Source organism: Streptococcus pasteurianus, assembly GCF_004843545.1.
GTDB lineage: Bacteria > Bacillota > Bacilli > Lactobacillales > Streptococcaceae > Streptococcus > Streptococcus pasteurianus.
Genome location: NZ_CP039457.1, coordinates 1,766,246 through 1,782,600 on the forward strand (window position 1 = coordinate 1,766,246; position 16,355 = coordinate 1,782,600).

The following is a 16,355-nucleotide window of genomic DNA, read 5'->3' on the forward strand; positions in this document are numbered from 1 at the left end:
ACATCAGCTTTATCTATCTTATAATGTTTTTACCAAATAATTGAACAGCAAACGACTTTCACTTTTTTCTAGAAGAAGTTCTGGGTGCCATTGAATTCCCAAAATTGGCGCACCATGTTTACTTTCATAAGCTTCGATTGTCCCGTCACGAACATCACGCGCTGTCGCAATCAAATTAGGTGCCAAATCTTTGACACTTTGATGATGAAACGAATTAATCCATGAACCTGACTTCACCAAATGGCTAACGCGACTATTCGGCAAAATTTCCACTTTATGAGATGTACCCGAAATATCATCTTGCCAATGATTATCAACCTTTTGATTAAGTGTGCCACCCAAAGCAACATTAAGCAATTGCATACCACGGCAGACTGCAAAAATCGGTTTATTTTGACGAATGGCTTCTTTCACCAAAGCAAATTCAAATTCATCACGTTCTAAGCTGTAATCGTCACTATCAACTTCTTTTTCTTCACCGTAAAATTCTGGCGTAACATTTTGTCCACCTGATAAAACTAATTTATCAATCATACTGATATAGGTTTTAGCAAGGTCTGGTGTTCCCACAGGAATGATAATTGGAACCCCTCCAGCTACCTTAACACCATCTGATAAATGACGAGAAACCGCATCAAAATACATTCCTGACATAGCTGGCATTTCTTTGATATTTCCTGTAATCCCAACAATGACTTGTTTCATTTGATGTCCTCACTTTCGTTAGTTTTAAGGTTGCTTTACTGTGATAAATTTATTCTATCCTAAATTCGCACTAATTGCCAATAGATTTTTTTTATCACCAAGATAGCCTTAGCTTATCACCAAAAATAAAAAGGATACTCAGCTCAAAAAGGCTGAATATCCCATCATTTTATCAACGATATCTGATATTAGAAATCTGATACGTTATGGTAAACTTTTTGAACATCTTCGTCATCTTCAAGAACATCAACAAGTTTTTCAAAGACTTCAAGGTCTTCACCTTCAAGTGTCACTTCTGATTGAGGAATCATTTCAAGTTCAGTTACTTTGAATTCTTCAATACCGTTAGCACGCAAAGCTTCGATACCTTTGTGAAGGTCAGTTGGAGCTGTGTAAACAGTAACAACACCATCTTCTGCTTCAACGTCTTCAACATCAACATCAGCTTCTAGCAATTGTTCAAAAACGCTATCTACGTCATCACCATCAAAGACAATAACACCTTTTTTATCGAACATGTAAGATACAGAACCAGATGCTCCCATGTTACCACCGTTTTTACCAAATGCAGTACGTAAGTTAGCAGCAGTACGGTTCACATTACTTGTCAAAGTATCCACGATAATCATTGAACCATTTGGTCCAAATCCTTCGTAACGACCTTCAACGAAAGTTTCGTCTGTATTACCTTTTGCTTTATCGATTGCGCGATCGATAACGTGTTTTGGTACTTGCGCTTGTTTTGCACGTTCAAGTACAAATTTCAAAGTTGAATTTGATTCTGGATCTGGTTCACCTTCTTTAGCAGCAACATAGATTTCGACACCAAATTTCGCATAAACTTTAGAGTTAGCACCATCTTTGGCAGTTTTTTTGGCAACAATATTGGCCCACTTACGTCCCATGGGTAGTCTCCTTTGTAAAGATTATTTTTATTTTAGCATGATTAATTGATTTGGACACCGTAAATCTCCAAATCATTGAACTACTGAACTAGCAAAGCTAAATTCGTAATCCTTAATATTATAGCACTTTGACGAGGCTGTGTAAAATGGGGAGTTTAAATTCCTTACAATTGGCTAAATGAACATTTTTTGGAAAAAGAAGCCTTTTTACGGCACATAAATGATTAAAAATCAGCTCAAATCTCGCAAATATTGTGCCAAGGACATTGGTGCTTTTCCTAGCACACACTTAATATCATCTGATAAGCCTGCTTGTTCCCCTTTAGCGATTGCGGTATAAGTTGACACCCAAGAATCGTATTCCCATTGCTCGGCTTGCCAAATTTTGCGAGAGTCGTAAGCTTCCTCAACAGTTTCTTCAACGTACGTCACCGTTTTTCCAAGAGAATGACTGATTTGCTCTGCCATTTCCGATAATGTCAATTCTTCTGGTCCTGTCATATTTAAGGTTTGATTTGCCCACTTTTCAGGATTTTTAAGAATTTCTACCGCCACATCGGCAACATCCGAACGCACAACAGCAGAAACTTTTCCATTACCTGCTGGACCTTTGATTTCACCGTATTGGCGTGCCATATCAACAAAAAAATCAACATAAAAATTATCACGCAAAAAAGTGTAAGTCAATCCTTTTTCCTTAATATATTGCTCCGTTGCCGCATGGTCACGTGCCAAAGTAAAGGTTGAACTTGGACTAGCATTGTAAAACGAAGTGTAAACAATATGCTTAACACCAGCCGCTTTAGCAGCATCAATAAAAGCTATGTGTTGTTGCAAACGTTCAGGATTCTCCTTGGCTGAAATCATAAAAAGCACATCAATTCCTGAAAGAGCCGCGATAGCTTCATCAGAATACTCATAACTGCATTTTTTCACAGTTGCCCCTGCCAGTTTGGGAGCACGTTCTGGCGAACGCGCCAAGTGACGTGCCGCAACACCTGCTTCTGATAATTCCTTGGCGACAAAACCACCCAAATGACCCGTCACACCAGTAATCGCTAATGTCGTCATGTTTTTTTCCTCCGTTAGCTTTAATCACCTTCATTTTAGCATGAGCTCACAAAAACTGCTGACATTTAGTTTGAAAATGAAAAGCCAAGCTTTTTAAAAGCTTGGGCTACTTATAAATTATCCGTTATTTTTAACATATTCTGCAATGGCAGAACTGACAAAACTAGCTGTCCCTTGACCTGCCGCTTTATCGATAAAAGCTGTGAAACGATTATCCTCAATATACACTTGCCCCAGACCTGACAAAATCTCCATATCACATGGGTAAAAATGCTCACTAATATAGCTTTGTAAAGTTTCAACTTGTTTTTGAACCTTGCTATCAGAAAGAGAATGCTCTTTTAGCTTTGCAAAGTCTCTCATTATCGCTGCCATTTCTTCCGTAATGACCGAAAAATCAGTCTGTGGATTTTTTTCAAATGCTTGATAAGCTTCCGTCGTTCCCCAACGTTCTTTAGCTTCTCTTTGAAAAGCTTCCAACTCTGACTTGTCGTAAGCCGTAAATGTCATCATGTTTCCTCCATTTTCCTGCAAGGACTTGGCATGACAAATAACTTTTTCCAAATGCTCTTTTTTCAATTCGAGCCATTTTATCTGCTCGCATAAAGCTTCTTCTTTGTCATAGCTTGGGTCCGACAGGATTTCCTTTATTTTTTTAAGAGGAAATTCTAGCTCACGAAACAGAAGAATTTCTTGCAAGCGTTCAAATGCGTCCATATCATAAAAGCGATAGCCATTTTCCCCAATAAAAGAAGGAGTTAAAAGACCAATCTGATCATAATAATGCAACGTTCGCACGCTAATGCCTGATATCTGACTCATCTCTTTTACTGTTTTCATGTACTAGCTCCTCTCGATGATAAGTATAGGCTATAACGTTACGTTAGGGTCAAGAGAAAAAATGAAGTTTTCTGCTTATAATCGCTTACTTCTTTATTCTCACTGGAACTTTTCCCCAGTTTTGCTCTTGAATATGTGGATTTCCTAATGCATAGACTTGGTCGGCTTGTTGCGTTACCACATCCCACGGTTTTGCACCAATTCGAGCCACGATATCCACAGATCTTTTCACCGTTTTGAGGTGTTCCTGCCCTTTTGGCGTAAATCCCAGCACATGAACAGCTTCTGGCAAGGGCTTTTCCACAGCTCCCACCAAAATATAAGCCAAAATACGGCGCACACGCGCCTTTGTGTAGCGTTTCGTGGCAACTTTATCCACTAACTCGTCCACAGTCGCTACGCTCCTAATAGCAGAGCGAATACGGCTAGCTAGTTCTTCATTAACTTGGAAAATCCCAGTCAAATCAGCAGTTGTCAGGATTTGATATTTGAGCAAAGGGAAATAATCATCCCAAGTCACCTGAGAGGCGCCTAGGAAAAGGTCCGCATTTGGCATGAATTTATCCACAAAAGCTTTGTCTTTTCTGTGGACACGCAAATTTGTCGCGGACGCAAATGGTGTTTCTGTCTCAAGCGAGTGATAACCTGCTCCTTGACGCATGATTGGAGTCAGCTGAATAGCTTTTCCAGCGCAAGCTTTGGCATAAGAAAGCCCTAAAATATGATTCGGGGTATTTCCAGTAAAGTTCACACCAGCAAAAGTCTCCCACATTTTCTGCGTTTTCTGTGGATAAGACAAATTATCTGGCAAACTTTGCAAGTAATCCACCATTTTCTGTTGATTATCCTCATAAATCTGTGAAAAGTGTTGATAATCCAGATTTTCTTCCGTGCCAAATGCCAACTTATCCACACCTAAACGCTCTAAAATATCCACCGCACCTTGTGCAAAGTAATCCGCTGACTGAACAGCCACCAAAAATGGCAATTCAACCACCAAATCAGCGCCATTTCGCAGCGCCATTTCCGCGCGTGTCCACTTATCCACAATCGCAGGCTCACCACGTTGGACAAAATTCCCCGACATAGCAACAATCTTGACCCCCTCAGCCTGCGACAGCAAATACTTATGCCCATTATGAAAAGGATTAAATTCAGCAATAATACCAGTAACAGTCATGGAGTGCTCCTTTTTAAGTCTAATTCAATCAACTTTTCCCTAATTCTCTCAAAAATCCGCTCATTTTTAGTAAAAAAGTGCGCGAATTAATGAGCGGATTCCCCTCTACTTCTGACAGACAAAGAACCAGCGGTTTGATTTTTTGCGTGGCTTTTTGTCCTCAAAGTCGGCGTAGAGTTTGAGTGATTTGAAGCCTGCTTGTTCCAAGAGGATATCGTAAGTTAGGACTTCATAAGTGCGTTCTTCATGAACTTCGTCATAGCGTGTGAAGCGTCCATCCTCGTCTTGCAGGAAGAAAGTCAATTCATGCACAACAGAATGTGGTGCCTCATCAGCATAGGTATCCCAAACCATGGCAAATTCTTCTGCGTTTTCATGGTAAGAATAACCAGGAAAAACGGTATCAGTTTGGTAAGTTGAGTGCACGTCAAAGATGAATACTCCGTCCTCATTCAAACAGTCGTAAACTTGTTTAAAGACATCACCAACTTCAACTTCATCAGCCATATAACAGATAGAATCTGAATAACAGGTCACCAAATCGTAATTTCCTGCTTGCGACAAATCGAGCATATTACCTTGTTTGAACTCGATAGCTTCGCTAGCTGCTTTTGCACGTTTTCTTGCGATTTCAAGCATATCCTCACTCAAATCAAGCCCTGTCACGTCAAAGCCAGCTTTGGCAAAACGTACTGACTGAATCCCAGTTCCACAGGCTAATTCCAAGAGTTTTTTCTTATTTTTTGGAAAATGGCGGAGCGAAAAGTCAGTCCATTTATCATAAAGGGAGTCATCCATGATAGCATCATAAACCGATGCAAATTTTTCGTAGTTTTTGTTCATTGTTTTGTCCTATCAAACTTCTATCATTCTTAGAATGAAATAATCTGAGACAAGTGCCCCAGATTATAAGAATAATGCTACAAAATTAAGCAAGGTATTCTGATACGTCAACCATTGGTGCTTCGTGCCAAAGTTTTTCAATGTTGTAGTGTTCACGTTCGTCTTCTGAGAAGATATGGACAACAACATCATTAAGATCAAGAAGTACCCAACCTGTACGACTATCACCTTCAGCATGACTGGCATCACCACCAGCTTCTTTAACTTTTTCACGAATATTTTCTGCAATAGCGTCCAGTTGACGTGTGTTCATAGCGCTAACCACTACAAAATAATCTGTCACACTAGTCAATCCATAAAGGTCTAAGACAACCATGTCTTCTGCACGTTTTTCATCAGCTGCCTTGACAACCAATTCTAGTAATTCTTTTTTATCCATTTAATCCTCTTTTAAAATTTCTTCTAAATCAGCCACTTGGGCAAAACGTCCATTCCAAGTGCTTTCATAATGCTGTATTAATTTCTCTTTCAGCAAAGGTAGTCGTGCCATTTTTAATAACTGCCAAATTATAGCCAAACTCAAACGCCACCTTAACAGTCGTATCAATGCAATAATTCGTTGCCATGCCAATGATAATCAGCCGCTCAATAGCTTGGCTATCCAGATAAGTCTGTAAATGAGTTTCTTTAAAAGCACTATTATAATGCTTATCAAAGATTTTCTCGTCAACTTCTGGAGCAATAGCTTCGTAAATTTCCCAGCCATGACTTCCTGTTAGTAGTTCGTCGTCATTGTGGCGGACGTAAATCACCTCAATGTTTTTCTCACGACAAGTGGCGATTGCTTTTTGCCAGACAGACAAGCAGTTATCAACAGCATACGGTTTAGCCTCTATCAAGGCTGTTTGAATATCAACCACTAACAGAGCTGTTTTCATTTGTCATCTTTCATAAACCCAACATACGCATTATAAGTCTCAATGGTTTGTGGGAAGATAGGAAAGGCTTGGTGCGCTAGATGTTCTACGGTATGAACAGTTTCGTGGGCAACCGCCTTATCTAACGATTCTTTAGCAATCACGCGCGCTTCTTCCACCAAGGGAAAACGGCGATTTGGCTCGATATAGTCTGCCACATAAACAATCTTATCTAGCAAAGACATATCACTTGAACCAACGGTATGAGTCTCAATACTACGCAAGATTTCCTTGTCCGTCACGCCCAAATCTTCTTGAATCTTATAAATACCGACCATGCCATGCCAAACATTATTGCCCCATTTTTTTAGTTCTGGGTCAAGCTGATACTTATCAATCAAATCTAAAAATTCTTGGTCTGAAATCTCTTTGGCATAATCGTGGATTAGTCCAGCCAGTCCAGCTTTTTCCGTATCATAATCATAACGCTCTGCCAATTCAATGGCAGTTTTTTCCACGCCAAGGACATGGTTAAAACGTTTTTCACTCATAACTGATGCAACTTTGCCTAAAAGCTCAGCACGTTCAATTCCCGCGGTATAAGCCTCATAAGTCATGATAAAGTCCTTCTTTCTCAATGTAGTCAATAACTGTCTGTGGCATTAGGAAATTCGGACGGCAACCATTTTCAAAATGATGACGAATCATACTAGATGAAATATCCATCAGCGGCACATCAACCCAAATCACTGGATAAGACGTTCCAGCTTTGTATTTAGGACGTTGAACACCGACAAATTGCACCATTTTAATCAATTCCTCAATTTTATGCCATTTTGGCAAATAATCCACCATGTCTGCGCCAATGATGAAATAGTAATCAACATCAGGATTTTTTTCAATCAAAAGCTTCATTGTATCGTAAGTATAGCTGATGCCTTTACGTTCCAATTCAATGGTTTCAATCCCCAAACCATCAACACCTTCAATGGCTAATTCAAGCATTTTCAAGCGATGTTTTTCATCGATTGTATTTTTCTTATCAACGTGTGGTGGCTCGTATTCGGGCATAAGAAAAACCTTATCCAAACACAATTGTTGGCGAACTTGGTCTGCAACGACGAGATGTGCATTATGAACAGGATTGAAATTACCTCCTAGAATTCCAATCTGCTTACGATTTTTATCTTTTTCTTTCTTCTCCAATTCAACTTTGGTGAATGGAGTTAACAATTCTAATGCCATATTGACTACCTCCAAGCCAGGCGACTTCTTAAACGACTAACTCTTTAAACGACATTGTCAATTCGTAAACTTGACTTTATCGATTCAATTCTTTTACTTTTGGTGAGATTTTACGGTTTTGTTTTTTAGACGATTCTTTATAAAGAATAAGGATACGTCCGATTTTCAAAACAGTATCGCAACCAATTTCATCTTCTAAGATTTCAGCAACTTCGTGAATATCTTCATCGGTATTTTGAAGAAGCGTTACCTTAATCAATTCGCGCGCATCCAAAGCATTTCGGACACTTGTTTTAATTTGGTCATTAAGACCATTTTTCCCAATTTGCACAATTGGTTTCATTGAGTGTGCTTGTGATTTCAAAAAAGCACGTTGTTTTGATGTTAACATAATTATCATATCAGGCATAAAAATCCACTAAAAACACACTCAACAAAAAATCTTAATTTGTTCAGTCGGCTTTTCAGTAAATTTTCCGCCTCTGTTCAAGTCACTCAAAATTGACCTGAACTTCCTTTCTTTTTATTCTTTTAAATCAATGCCTTGCGAAGCAATACTGCCACCCCTTCGGGCGCCCAAGCAGCAATTTTAACAGAGCTATCTTGCGAAGCTTTAATGCGAATCCAACCCAGCCCAGAATAAACCACATCCATTTTAGCTTTAATGGTAAATTCATGACGGACTAATTTTGGAAAATCAGCTAATTCCTTGTCTATTGGTGGTGTTAAAAGACTACCAACGTGTTTGTCATAGAAAGCATCAGCACCAGCTAATTTGGTACGGTGCAATTTCAAATTATTGTCAAAATAAGCTGTAAAACCTTGCTTGTCTCCTGAGATAAAATCAAAACGTCCCAAACCGGCCAAGAACAGCGTTTGTTCAGGGTTGAGCTGATAAGTTTTCGGTTTAATTTCTTTCTTAGGACTGATGTATTTCAAATTTTTATCCCCAAGATAATGTGCCATTTGGTGACGGTGAATAATCCCTGGTGTATCAAAAATATAACTACCGTCGTCCAATGGAATTTCGATTTTATCAAGGGTTGTTCCAGGGAAGCGAGATGTCGTAATAATATCTTTTTCACCTGTTATTTCTTTGATAATAGCATTGATAAGGGTTGATTTACCAACGTTTGTAACACCCACGACGTAAACATCACGCCCACGACGTAATTTTTCAATTTTTTCAATCAAGTCCTTGATAGCCTGATGATTTTGGGCGCTCGTCAAAATGACATCAACTGGACGAAGCCCTTCTTCATGCGCACGTTCTGTCAGCCATTGTGTCACTTTGCTATCCTTAACTGATTTTGGCAAAATATCCTTTTTATTTCCGACAAGTAAGACGTCATTGCCAGAAACAAAACGTGGCAAGCCAGGGATAACTGAACCATTGAAATCAAAGATGTCCACAACATTAACCACAAGAGCATCACTATCTCCAACTTCGTGTAGAAGTTTCAAAAATTCATCATCAGTGATGTGCACATCGGTGATTTCATTGTAATGACGTAATCTAAAACATCTTTGGCAATACAATTCGCCACTCTCTAAACCTTTTTCAAGAGCAGCTTTTGGGGTATATCCTACCTTTTCCTTATCTTCTATTTGAATTTTAGCTCCACAGCCAATACATAATAATTCTTCCATTAAATTCCTTTTTGATATTGAATTTTTCCGTATTTTTCTTCAAGTTTAGCCCAAACACGGCGTTCGCGCCAACGATTAATCTTTGTATTCCAAGCATCAGAAGTCACTAATGGCTTAACCAAAACAGACTGAATACCAGCACGGTGTGCCGCACGAATGTCCGTCATTAACTGATCACCGACCATGATAACCTCATCACGATCAAAACCATAACGTTTGATTGCCATATTGATACCGCGTGTAAAAGGTTTCATAGCACGGCTAACAAAGTCCACACCAAATCGCGAAACCGCACGATTCACACGAGAATGCTTGTTATTTGATACGACCACAACTGAAATATCCGCCATAGTCATCTCATCTAACCATGCACGCACTTCAGGCGTTCCATCAGGATTATTCCATGCGATTAAGGTATTATCTAAATCCACTAACACGGCATGAATCCCACGTCGTAATAAATCATCTGCTCTTAAATCATAAACTGCCTCAACCACGAAGGTCGGCCTATAATCGTCTATACTCAAATCCTTCTCCAAAAAATATATTTTACTATTTATTTTAACATATTTGCCAAAATATGGCGAATTGAAAACCATTCCCACATAAGGAAATTTAATGAAAAAAGAGCAGCAAGCCACTCTCTATAAACTTATTTTTCTTTTCCGTCAACAACTCGTAGTAAGATAACAAGTTCGACAGCTGCTAGAATGAGCAAGACGATAAAAGCGTTGCGTGAACCTTGGGCTGTTGCTGCAGAGTAACTAAGGCTGCTGTTTGTTTGGCTTAAGGCTACAACCAGTGAAGCGATTGTTGTTCCAACAGCACCAGCAAATTGTTGTAGTGTATTAAAAATAGCATTAGCATCTGCACGCTCCTTAAGTGCTATTTGTTTTTGACCACTTGTCATGACATTACCAAAAGCAATTCCAGTTCCACCCATTGATAGGATGTAGAAAATTGTCAACCAAGTATTTGATAAATGCAAGCCAAAAATACTATAAAGACAAAGAGCAAAAACAAGCATGCTTACCCCAAAAATAATTGGCTTTTTAGCTCCCAAACGATCTAAGATACTTCCGCTAAATGGAGCAAAACAAGCACCAATAAACGCTCCTGGAAAAACCAGAAGACCTGCTACTGTTGATGTTGAATGATTAACCATTTGAATATAGTTTGGAATCAAGAATGATAGTCCCAAGTTAACAATTTGGAAAAGGAAAAATGCCACGACGTGTCCTGCAAATTTTCCATCTTTCAAAACGGATAGCTCAACAATCGGCACAACTAATTGAGCTGAACGTTTCACAAGTACGACAAGCCCTGTTATACCAACAAATAAACTGCCTAGAACAGGCAAGCTAAGAAAATCGTAATCAGCAAGATTATTAATTCCTAAAATCAAACCAATAAAGGCACAAAGAATCGCAATCACGCTAAGAATATCTAATTTTTCACGCGCTACTTCATCTTTTTGTTCAATAGACGTCACACCTAATGCCAAAGAAATTAATAACAGCGGAATTAACAGAACAAAAATAAAACGCCAACCTAAGTTTGAAGCGACCAGACCACCAAATGTTGGCCCAACTGCTGGAGCGACCGCTGTAATCAACGTTCCCACTCCCATCATTGTACCAATTTTACTCATTGGCACTTGGTCCAAAATGATATTAAACATCAAAGGGAGAGCAATTCCGACACCAATCCCTTGAACCACACGACCAAATAAAAGGAGGGCAAAACTTGGCGCAATAGTATCGATTAGAATCCCCAAAATAAACAACAAGTTGGCTGCTAAAAAGACAGATTTTGTCTTAAATGAACGTTTTAAATAAGCTGACAAAGGCACAACTGACGCAACAACCAAAAGGTAAATCGTTGTCATCCATTGAACCGTTGAGGTATTAATTCCAAATTCTGTCATCAAGGTTGGAAATGTGATATTCATAGCTGTTTCGACAACCACACCACAAAATGATAACATTCCCGCACCAACAACGGCTCTAATGACTTTAGGTGAAATTTTTTCTTCTGACATGTGTCCTCCTATTTTTCTTTCATGTAATACTTTAAAATTTTCTCAAAAATGGCAATATCCTCTTCTGAAAAGTTTTTTTCCAACTCTCTTTCTTGATTTCTGAAGTAAGAGCGACATTCTTCCACTAAACCTTGAGCTTTCTCCGTTAAATAAACGGATTTTTGTCTGGCATCCTGTTGCGATACTTGACGATAAATTAGTACCTTTTTCTCCATTCGTTGCAAAAGTACCGTCGTCGTTGAACGCTGAATGTTAAATTCTTTTTCAATGTCTTGCTGGAAATATTCTTCCTTTACACCTTGACTTAAAAAATCAATGATAGACATCTGCATACCAGTCAAATCAAACGGTTTTGCGAATTGGTCAAACTCTCGCCCCAATTGATTGCTTGCCTTTTTGACCAAACGTCCGATATTTTTTTCCATAACGTTTCCTCATTTTTGTTAGTTAGCTAATTATTAGAAAGCTAACAAATTATAGTTTAAGCCTATTTTATAAAAATGTCAAGGGACAAAACAAAAAACGTCATGGCAAGCAAATTTGCTCAACCATAACTCTTTGATATTGTGATTAATGCAATTGTTTACGCACAGCGATTAAGTCATGGAGAGAAACCGTTAAAACAGCTACGATGATGAAAATCATTCCCACAAAATCCATTGGGTAGAAAATTTCATGCATAATGGTTACCGAGAAAAAGACTGATGAGACTGGTTCTACCGCTGCAAGCAGGCTCCCTTTCACAGCCCCAATAATCGTCGTCCCTTTTAAGAAAAAAGTATAAGCAAAGACAGTTCCGATAATGATAATTCCAAATAAAGCTAACCAATTACCTGATGTTAACACTAGCGGATACTGCCATGAGCGTGTCATGATTGGAAAAACGATGCCTCCCATAAGCATGCCAAGTCCAATCACCGTAAAACTTCCAAATTTACGAATTAATTTGACAGGCAAAACAATGTAAAAAGAATAAGTTACTGCTGAAAATATCCCCCAGAAAAAGCCTTTCGGAGTCATTGCCAAACCGTCAAAATGACCATGTGTTGCAATGATAAAGGTACCTAAAATCGCAAAGAGAATCGCAAAGAATTCTGACAATGTCGGTAGTTGCTTATTTTTCAACGACACGTAAGCCAAAATAATAATCGGTGCCACATACTGTAAAACCGTCGCCGTACCAGCATTCGTGTAGTGAATTGCCATCAAATACGCATATTGATTCATCAAAAGCCCAATAATGGCAAAAACAGCGATACCGCCTAAAACTTTCAGCTGTTTTATTGCACGAAAAAAATGCTGTGGTTGCGAAATTATCGCCATTACAGTCAACAAAAGCCCAGAAACAATTAATCTCATGCTTGTCAGCAAGTTAATGTTCAGCCCATGTGTCATAAGATATTGCCCTGAGATGCCAGAAATCCCCCAAGCAATACCTGCCATAAGCACCATAATTGTTCCCTTTAAATTCTTATTCATCTTAACTCCATTCAACACATCAAAAGTAAATTCAGCTATCAGTATAACATATTTAAATCAAAGAAAACACACCACTTCTGATACTTTTGTCAAATAATCTTTCTAAAAATTCTGCCCTGCTGTACAAAAAATCACCCCGAAGGATGATTTTACTTATTATTAGTCTTCTTTTAATTTTGCCAACTCTTGTGCCAACAATTTAAGCGCAACTTGTGGGTTAGCTTTACCTTTTGTAGCTTTCATCAAAAATCCAGTGAAGGCTTTATCGGCATTACGTTTACCAGACTTGAAGTCAGCAACAGCAGCTTCATTATCCTCAAAAACTTGGTGGATAATCGGAATAAGCACAGCAGGGTCAGAAATTTGAACCAAACCAGCTTTTTCAACGTATTCACGCGCAGAACCACCATTTTTAGCCAAATGAACAAAGACTTTCTTGGCAATTTTTGATGAAATCGTACCGTCAGCAATGATAGCAAGCATTTCAACAAGATTTTCAGGTGTCAACAAGATTTCTGGAAGTGTCTTATTTTCGCTGTTCAAGAATTGAGCAACTTCACCCTGCAACCAGTTAGAAGCTTGTTTAGCATCACCACCAAGCGCAACTGCACTTTCAAAGAAATCAGATGTTGCTTTCGTTGCTGTCAATTGCGCAGCATCGTAAGCTGTCAAACCAAATTCAGTGACGTATTTGGCACGACGGTCTTTTGGAAATTCTGGCAATGTTTTGCGAACTGATTCAATCCATTCGTCTGACACTTCGTAAAGTGGTAGGTCTGGTTCTGGGAAATAACGATAATCTGATGACCCTTCCTTAACACGCATCAAAATTGTTTCACCAGTCGATTCATCATAACGACGTGTTTCTTGTTGAATTTGACCACCTGAACGAAGAACTTGTGCTTGGCGTTTTTGCTCATAGATAAGCCCTTTACGCACGTTGTTAAATGAGTTCAAGTTTTTCAATTCAGCTTTCACACCAAATTCTTCTTGACCATATGGACGAAGAGAGATGTTGGCATCCACACGCATAGAACCTTCTTCCATTTTAACGTCAGAAATACCAGTGTATTGGATGACTTCTTTAAGAGCTGTTAAGTAAGCATAAGCTTCTTCCGGGGAACGCATATCAGCTTCTGAGACGATTTCAATCAACGGTACACCTTGACGGTTAAGGTCAACATAAGAATAACCATCAGTACCGTGAGTGTTTTTACCAGCATCTTCTTCCAAATGAGCACGTTCGATACGAATTTTTTTAGTTGACCCATCTTCAAGCTCAATTTCAATCCAACCATTGTAGCCAATTGGCTCATCAAATTGTGAAATTTGGTAAGCTTTTGGATTATCAGGATAGAAATAGTTTTTACGGTCAAAGTGCATATTTTGGTGAATATCCATGTTAAGTGCCAAGGCTGCTTTAATACCAGCATCAATAACACCTTTATTCATCACAGGAAGAACACCTGGGAATGACCAGTCGATAACATTTGTATTGGCATTTTGTTCATTACCAAAATGTGCTGATGTCGGTGAAAAAATCTTTGAATTTGTATTTAACTCAACGTGGACTTCAAGCCCGATGACTGTTTCAAAGTTCATTATTTGTCACCTCCAAAAATAATCGGTTGTTGTTTATGATAATCAGTTGTTGCTTCAAAGGCTGCTGCAGCTTGGTAGATAGTTTCTTCGCTGTATTTTGGACCAATCAATTGCATACCAACTGGAAGCCCTTGGGCAAATCCAGCAGGAATTGAAAGCCCTGGAAGCCCAGCCAAGTTGACAGGAATTGTCAAAATATCTGCCAAATACATAGCAACAGGGTCATGATTAAGGGTATCCAAACCAAAGGCTACACTTGGAGCAGTTGGACCTAAAATCAAATCATAATCCGCAAAGATTTTTTCAAAATCACGAATAATCAATGTACGAACTTGACCAGCTTTTTTGAAGTAAGCATCGTAATAACCTGATGACAAACTAAATGTACCAAGCATGATACGACGTTTCACTTCATCACCGAAACCTTCGCTACGTGTATTAACATAAATATCTTCAAGATTGTTGTAGTTTTCAGTGCGGTAACCGTAACGAATACCGTCAAAACGTTGCAAATTTGAAGAAGCTTCTGATGATGCAATGATATAGTAAACCGCTACGCCATATTTACTGTGTGGAAGACTAACTTCCTCAACTGTTGCACCAAGTTTTTCAAAGTGTTTAGCCGCTTTAAGAATTGTTTCTTTCACTTCTGGATCGATACCTTCTCCAAGGTATTCTTTTGGCAAAGCAATTTTCATGCCTTTAATATCTTGACCAATTTTAGCTGTGAAATCAGCCACTTCGCGGTCAGAAGATGTCGCATCTTTAGCGTCATGACCAGCAATCACATTCAACAATTGTGCATTTTCTTTAACTGTTTGAGAAAATGGACCGATTTGGTCAAGTGAGCTACCAAATGCAATCAAACCAAAACGTGACACACGTCCATAAGTTGGTTTCAAACCGACAACACCATTAAAGGCTGCCGGTTGGCGGATTGAACCACCAGTATCAGAACCTAATGCCAAACGAACTTGACCTGAGGCAACAGCTGCCGCAGAACCACCAGATGATCCACCAGGAACTTTGCTATGATTCCAAGCATTTTTTGTTTTCTTAAAGTATGATGTTTCAGTTGAACCACCCATGGCAAATTCGTCCATGTTTGTTTTACCAACAACAATCATATCCTTACCGTAAAGTTTTTCAACCGCAGTTGCATCAAAAATTGGTTCATAGTTGTAAAGCATTTTAGACGCTGCTGTTGTTAAAATACCACGTGTTGAAATATTATCTTTAACAGCCAAAGGAATCCCTGACATCACATTATCAGCATCAATTCCTTTCTCATCAACGGCTGCCGCTTGTGCAAGAGCTGCTTCTTCAGAAACAGTGATGAAAGAATCAACAGCTGCTTCACGTTCTTTAATATCTTCAAGTGTTGCTTTGGTTAATTCAACCGCTGAGATTTCTTTATTGACAAGAAGATTATGCAACTCATCAATTGATTTTGTATTAAATGACATTAGGCATCTCCTCCGTCCTCTAAGATAGCAGGAACTTTAATATAGTAATTTTCAGATTGAGGCACATTTTTAAAGAGCTCATCACGGTCATCACCAGCTACTGCCACATCTTCACGCATAACAGTCTTACGGTCTGCCATTGTTGTCGTTACAGGGATACCCTCTGTATCAACTTCATTCAAGAGTTCTACCATATCTACAATTTTAGACAAAGTTGTCGCAAATTCTGCTGTTTCTTCTTCAGCAAAGGACAATTTTGACAAATCAGCCACATGACGAACTTCTTCTTCAGAAATTTTCATCTCTATCTCTCCTTGATTAAATTAAATCGTAACTTAAATTACAATACAGTCCTTAAAATTATACCATATTTTAAGCCTCTTTAACATGAAAAAAAGAAGTAGTCTCCCA

General features: G+C 38.8%; 18 protein-coding genes and 1 pseudogene. All 19 read right to left on the bottom strand.

Annotation, left to right across the window (positions count from 1 at the left end):
- Positions 1-18: 18 nt before the first annotated feature.
- The 19 genes and pseudogenes from E8M05_RS09235 to gatC all read right to left on the bottom strand — a co-directional run bounded on the left by E8M05_RS09235 (position 19) and on the right by gatC (position 16,246).
- Complete coding sequence (locus E8M05_RS09235; protein WP_003066229.1) at positions 19-705, bottom strand: gamma-glutamyl-gamma-aminobutyrate hydrolase family protein; 687 nt, start codon at positions 703-705, stop codon at positions 19-21.
- A 188-nt stretch (positions 706-893) separates the two neighbouring features.
- Positions 894-1,610, bottom strand: coding sequence for a YebC/PmpR family DNA-binding transcriptional regulator (locus E8M05_RS09240; RefSeq protein ID WP_003066231.1), 717 nt, complete (start codon positions 1,608-1,610; stop codon positions 894-896).
- A 231-nt stretch (positions 1,611-1,841) separates the two neighbouring features.
- A complete protein-coding gene (locus E8M05_RS09245; RefSeq protein ID WP_003066233.1) occupies positions 1,842-2,681 on the bottom strand; it encodes an SDR family oxidoreductase in 840 nt (279 codons plus the stop codon).
- Positions 2,682-2,798: 117 nt separating this feature from the next.
- Positions 2,799-3,521 (bottom strand): MerR family transcriptional regulator, encoded by a 723-nt coding sequence (locus tag E8M05_RS09250; RefSeq protein WP_003066235.1) that lies wholly within the window; start codon positions 3,519-3,521, stop codon positions 2,799-2,801.
- A gap of 85 nt (positions 3,522-3,606) precedes the next feature.
- Positions 3,607-4,701 carry a nucleotidyltransferase gene (locus tag E8M05_RS09255; RefSeq protein WP_003066237.1) on the bottom strand — a complete coding sequence of 365 codons (1,095 nt, stop codon included), beginning with the start codon at positions 4,699-4,701 and terminating at the stop codon, positions 3,607-3,609.
- A gap of 105 nt (positions 4,702-4,806) precedes the next feature.
- Positions 4,807-5,544: a class I SAM-dependent DNA methyltransferase gene (locus E8M05_RS09260; RefSeq protein ID WP_003066238.1), complete on the bottom strand. Its 738-nt coding sequence runs from the start codon at positions 5,542-5,544 to the stop codon at positions 4,807-4,809.
- 85 nt (positions 5,545-5,629) lie between these two features.
- Positions 5,630-5,983 carry a ribosome silencing factor gene (gene rsfS, locus E8M05_RS09265; RefSeq protein WP_003066240.1) on the bottom strand — a complete coding sequence of 118 codons (354 nt, stop codon included), beginning with the start codon at positions 5,981-5,983 and terminating at the stop codon, positions 5,630-5,632.
- Positions 5,984-6,482: pseudogene (locus E8M05_RS09270) on the bottom strand (cysteine hydrolase family protein).
- Positions 6,479-7,078: a bis(5'-nucleosyl)-tetraphosphatase (symmetrical) YqeK gene (yqeK, locus tag E8M05_RS09275; RefSeq protein WP_003066245.1), complete on the bottom strand. Its 600-nt coding sequence runs from the start codon at positions 7,076-7,078 to the stop codon at positions 6,479-6,481. The pseudogene E8M05_RS09270 and the gene yqeK overlap by 4 nt, the downstream one beginning before the upstream one ends.
- Positions 7,068-7,706, bottom strand: a complete 639-nt coding sequence (locus tag E8M05_RS09280) for a nicotinate-nucleotide adenylyltransferase (protein ID WP_013852203.1) — start codon at positions 7,704-7,706, stop codon at positions 7,068-7,070. Before E8M05_RS09280 ends, yqeK begins: the two co-directional genes overlap by 11 nt.
- Positions 7,707-7,782: 76 nt before the next feature.
- Positions 7,783-8,097 carry a ribosome assembly RNA-binding protein YhbY gene (gene yhbY, locus E8M05_RS09285; protein ID WP_041973355.1) on the bottom strand — a complete coding sequence of 105 codons (315 nt, stop codon included), beginning with the start codon at positions 8,095-8,097 and terminating at the stop codon, positions 7,783-7,785.
- Between the two features lie 140 nt (positions 8,098-8,237).
- Positions 8,238-9,356: a ribosome biogenesis GTPase YqeH gene (yqeH, locus tag E8M05_RS09290; RefSeq protein ID WP_003066250.1), complete on the bottom strand. Its 1,119-nt coding sequence runs from the start codon at positions 9,354-9,356 to the stop codon at positions 8,238-8,240.
- Positions 9,356-9,883: a YqeG family HAD IIIA-type phosphatase gene (locus E8M05_RS09295; RefSeq protein WP_013852205.1), complete on the bottom strand. Its 528-nt coding sequence runs from the start codon at positions 9,881-9,883 to the stop codon at positions 9,356-9,358. Before E8M05_RS09295 ends, yqeH begins: the two co-directional genes overlap by 1 nt.
- 125 nt (positions 9,884-10,008) lie before the next feature.
- A complete protein-coding gene (locus E8M05_RS09300) occupies positions 10,009-11,397 on the bottom strand; it encodes an MFS transporter (RefSeq protein WP_003066253.1) in 1,389 nt (462 codons plus the stop codon).
- Positions 11,398-11,405: 8 nt separating this feature from the next.
- Complete coding sequence (locus tag E8M05_RS09305) at positions 11,406-11,822, bottom strand: MarR family winged helix-turn-helix transcriptional regulator (RefSeq protein ID WP_003066255.1); 417 nt, start codon at positions 11,820-11,822, stop codon at positions 11,406-11,408.
- 145 nt (positions 11,823-11,967) lie between these two features.
- Positions 11,968-12,876, bottom strand: a complete 909-nt coding sequence (locus E8M05_RS09310; RefSeq protein WP_041973337.1) for a DMT family transporter — start codon at positions 12,874-12,876, stop codon at positions 11,968-11,970.
- Positions 12,877-13,035: 159 nt separating this feature from the next.
- Positions 13,036-14,478 carry an Asp-tRNA(Asn)/Glu-tRNA(Gln) amidotransferase subunit GatB gene (gatB, locus tag E8M05_RS09315; RefSeq protein WP_003066259.1) on the bottom strand — a complete coding sequence of 481 codons (1,443 nt, stop codon included), beginning with the start codon at positions 14,476-14,478 and terminating at the stop codon, positions 13,036-13,038.
- Positions 14,478-15,944, bottom strand: coding sequence for an Asp-tRNA(Asn)/Glu-tRNA(Gln) amidotransferase subunit GatA (gatA, locus tag E8M05_RS09320; protein WP_003066261.1), 1,467 nt, complete (start codon positions 15,942-15,944; stop codon positions 14,478-14,480). The genes gatB and gatA overlap by 1 nt, the downstream gene beginning before the upstream one ends.
- Positions 15,944-16,246, bottom strand: a complete 303-nt coding sequence (gene gatC, locus E8M05_RS09325) for an Asp-tRNA(Asn)/Glu-tRNA(Gln) amidotransferase subunit GatC (protein ID WP_003066263.1) — start codon at positions 16,244-16,246, stop codon at positions 15,944-15,946. Before gatC ends, gatA begins: the two co-directional genes overlap by 1 nt.
- Between the last annotated feature and the right edge of the window lie 109 nt (positions 16,247-16,355).

Coding starts and splice junctions, on each gene's coding strand:
- E8M05_RS09235 (WP_003066229.1), bottom strand. CDS start 705: ATGAAACAAGTCATTGTTGGGATTACAGGAAATATCAAAGAAATGCCA.
- E8M05_RS09240 (WP_003066231.1), bottom strand. CDS start 1,610: ATGGGACGTAAGTGGGCCAATATTGTTGCCAAAAAAACTGCCAAAGAT.
- E8M05_RS09245 (WP_003066233.1), bottom strand. CDS start 2,681: ATGACGACATTAGCGATTACTGGTGTGACGGGTCATTTGGGTGGTTTT.
- E8M05_RS09250 (WP_003066235.1), bottom strand. CDS start 3,521: ATGAAAACAGTAAAAGAGATGAGTCAGATATCAGGCATTAGCGTGCGA.
- E8M05_RS09255 (WP_003066237.1), bottom strand. CDS start 4,701: ATGACTGTTACTGGTATTATTGCTGAATTTAATCCTTTTCATAATGGG.
- E8M05_RS09260 (WP_003066238.1), bottom strand. CDS start 5,544: ATGAACAAAAACTACGAAAAATTTGCATCGGTTTATGATGCTATCATG.
- rsfS (WP_003066240.1), bottom strand. CDS start 5,983: ATGGATAAAAAAGAATTACTAGAATTGGTTGTCAAGGCAGCTGATGAA.
- yqeK (WP_003066245.1), bottom strand. CDS start 7,078: ATGACTTATGAGGCTTATACCGCGGGAATTGAACGTGCTGAGCTTTTA.
- E8M05_RS09280 (WP_013852203.1), bottom strand. CDS start 7,706: ATGGCATTAGAATTGTTAACTCCATTCACCAAAGTTGAATTGGAGAAG.
- yhbY (WP_041973355.1), bottom strand. CDS start 8,097: ATGTTAACATCAAAACAACGTGCTTTTTTGAAATCACAAGCACACTCA.
- yqeH (WP_003066250.1), bottom strand. CDS start 9,356: ATGGAAGAATTATTATGTATTGGCTGTGGAGCTAAAATTCAAATAGAA.
- E8M05_RS09300 (WP_003066253.1), bottom strand. CDS start 11,397: ATGTCAGAAGAAAAAATTTCACCTAAAGTCATTAGAGCCGTTGTTGGT.
- E8M05_RS09305 (WP_003066255.1), bottom strand. CDS start 11,822: ATGGAAAAAAATATCGGACGTTTGGTCAAAAAGGCAAGCAATCAATTG.
- E8M05_RS09310 (WP_041973337.1), bottom strand. CDS start 12,876: ATGAATAAGAATTTAAAGGGAACAATTATGGTGCTTATGGCAGGTATT.
- gatB (WP_003066259.1), bottom strand. CDS start 14,478: ATGAACTTTGAAACAGTCATCGGGCTTGAAGTCCACGTTGAGTTAAAT.
- gatA (WP_003066261.1), bottom strand. CDS start 15,944: ATGTCATTTAATACAAAATCAATTGATGAGTTGCATAATCTTCTTGTC.
- gatC (WP_003066263.1), bottom strand. CDS start 16,246: ATGAAAATTTCTGAAGAAGAAGTTCGTCATGTGGCTGATTTGTCAAAA.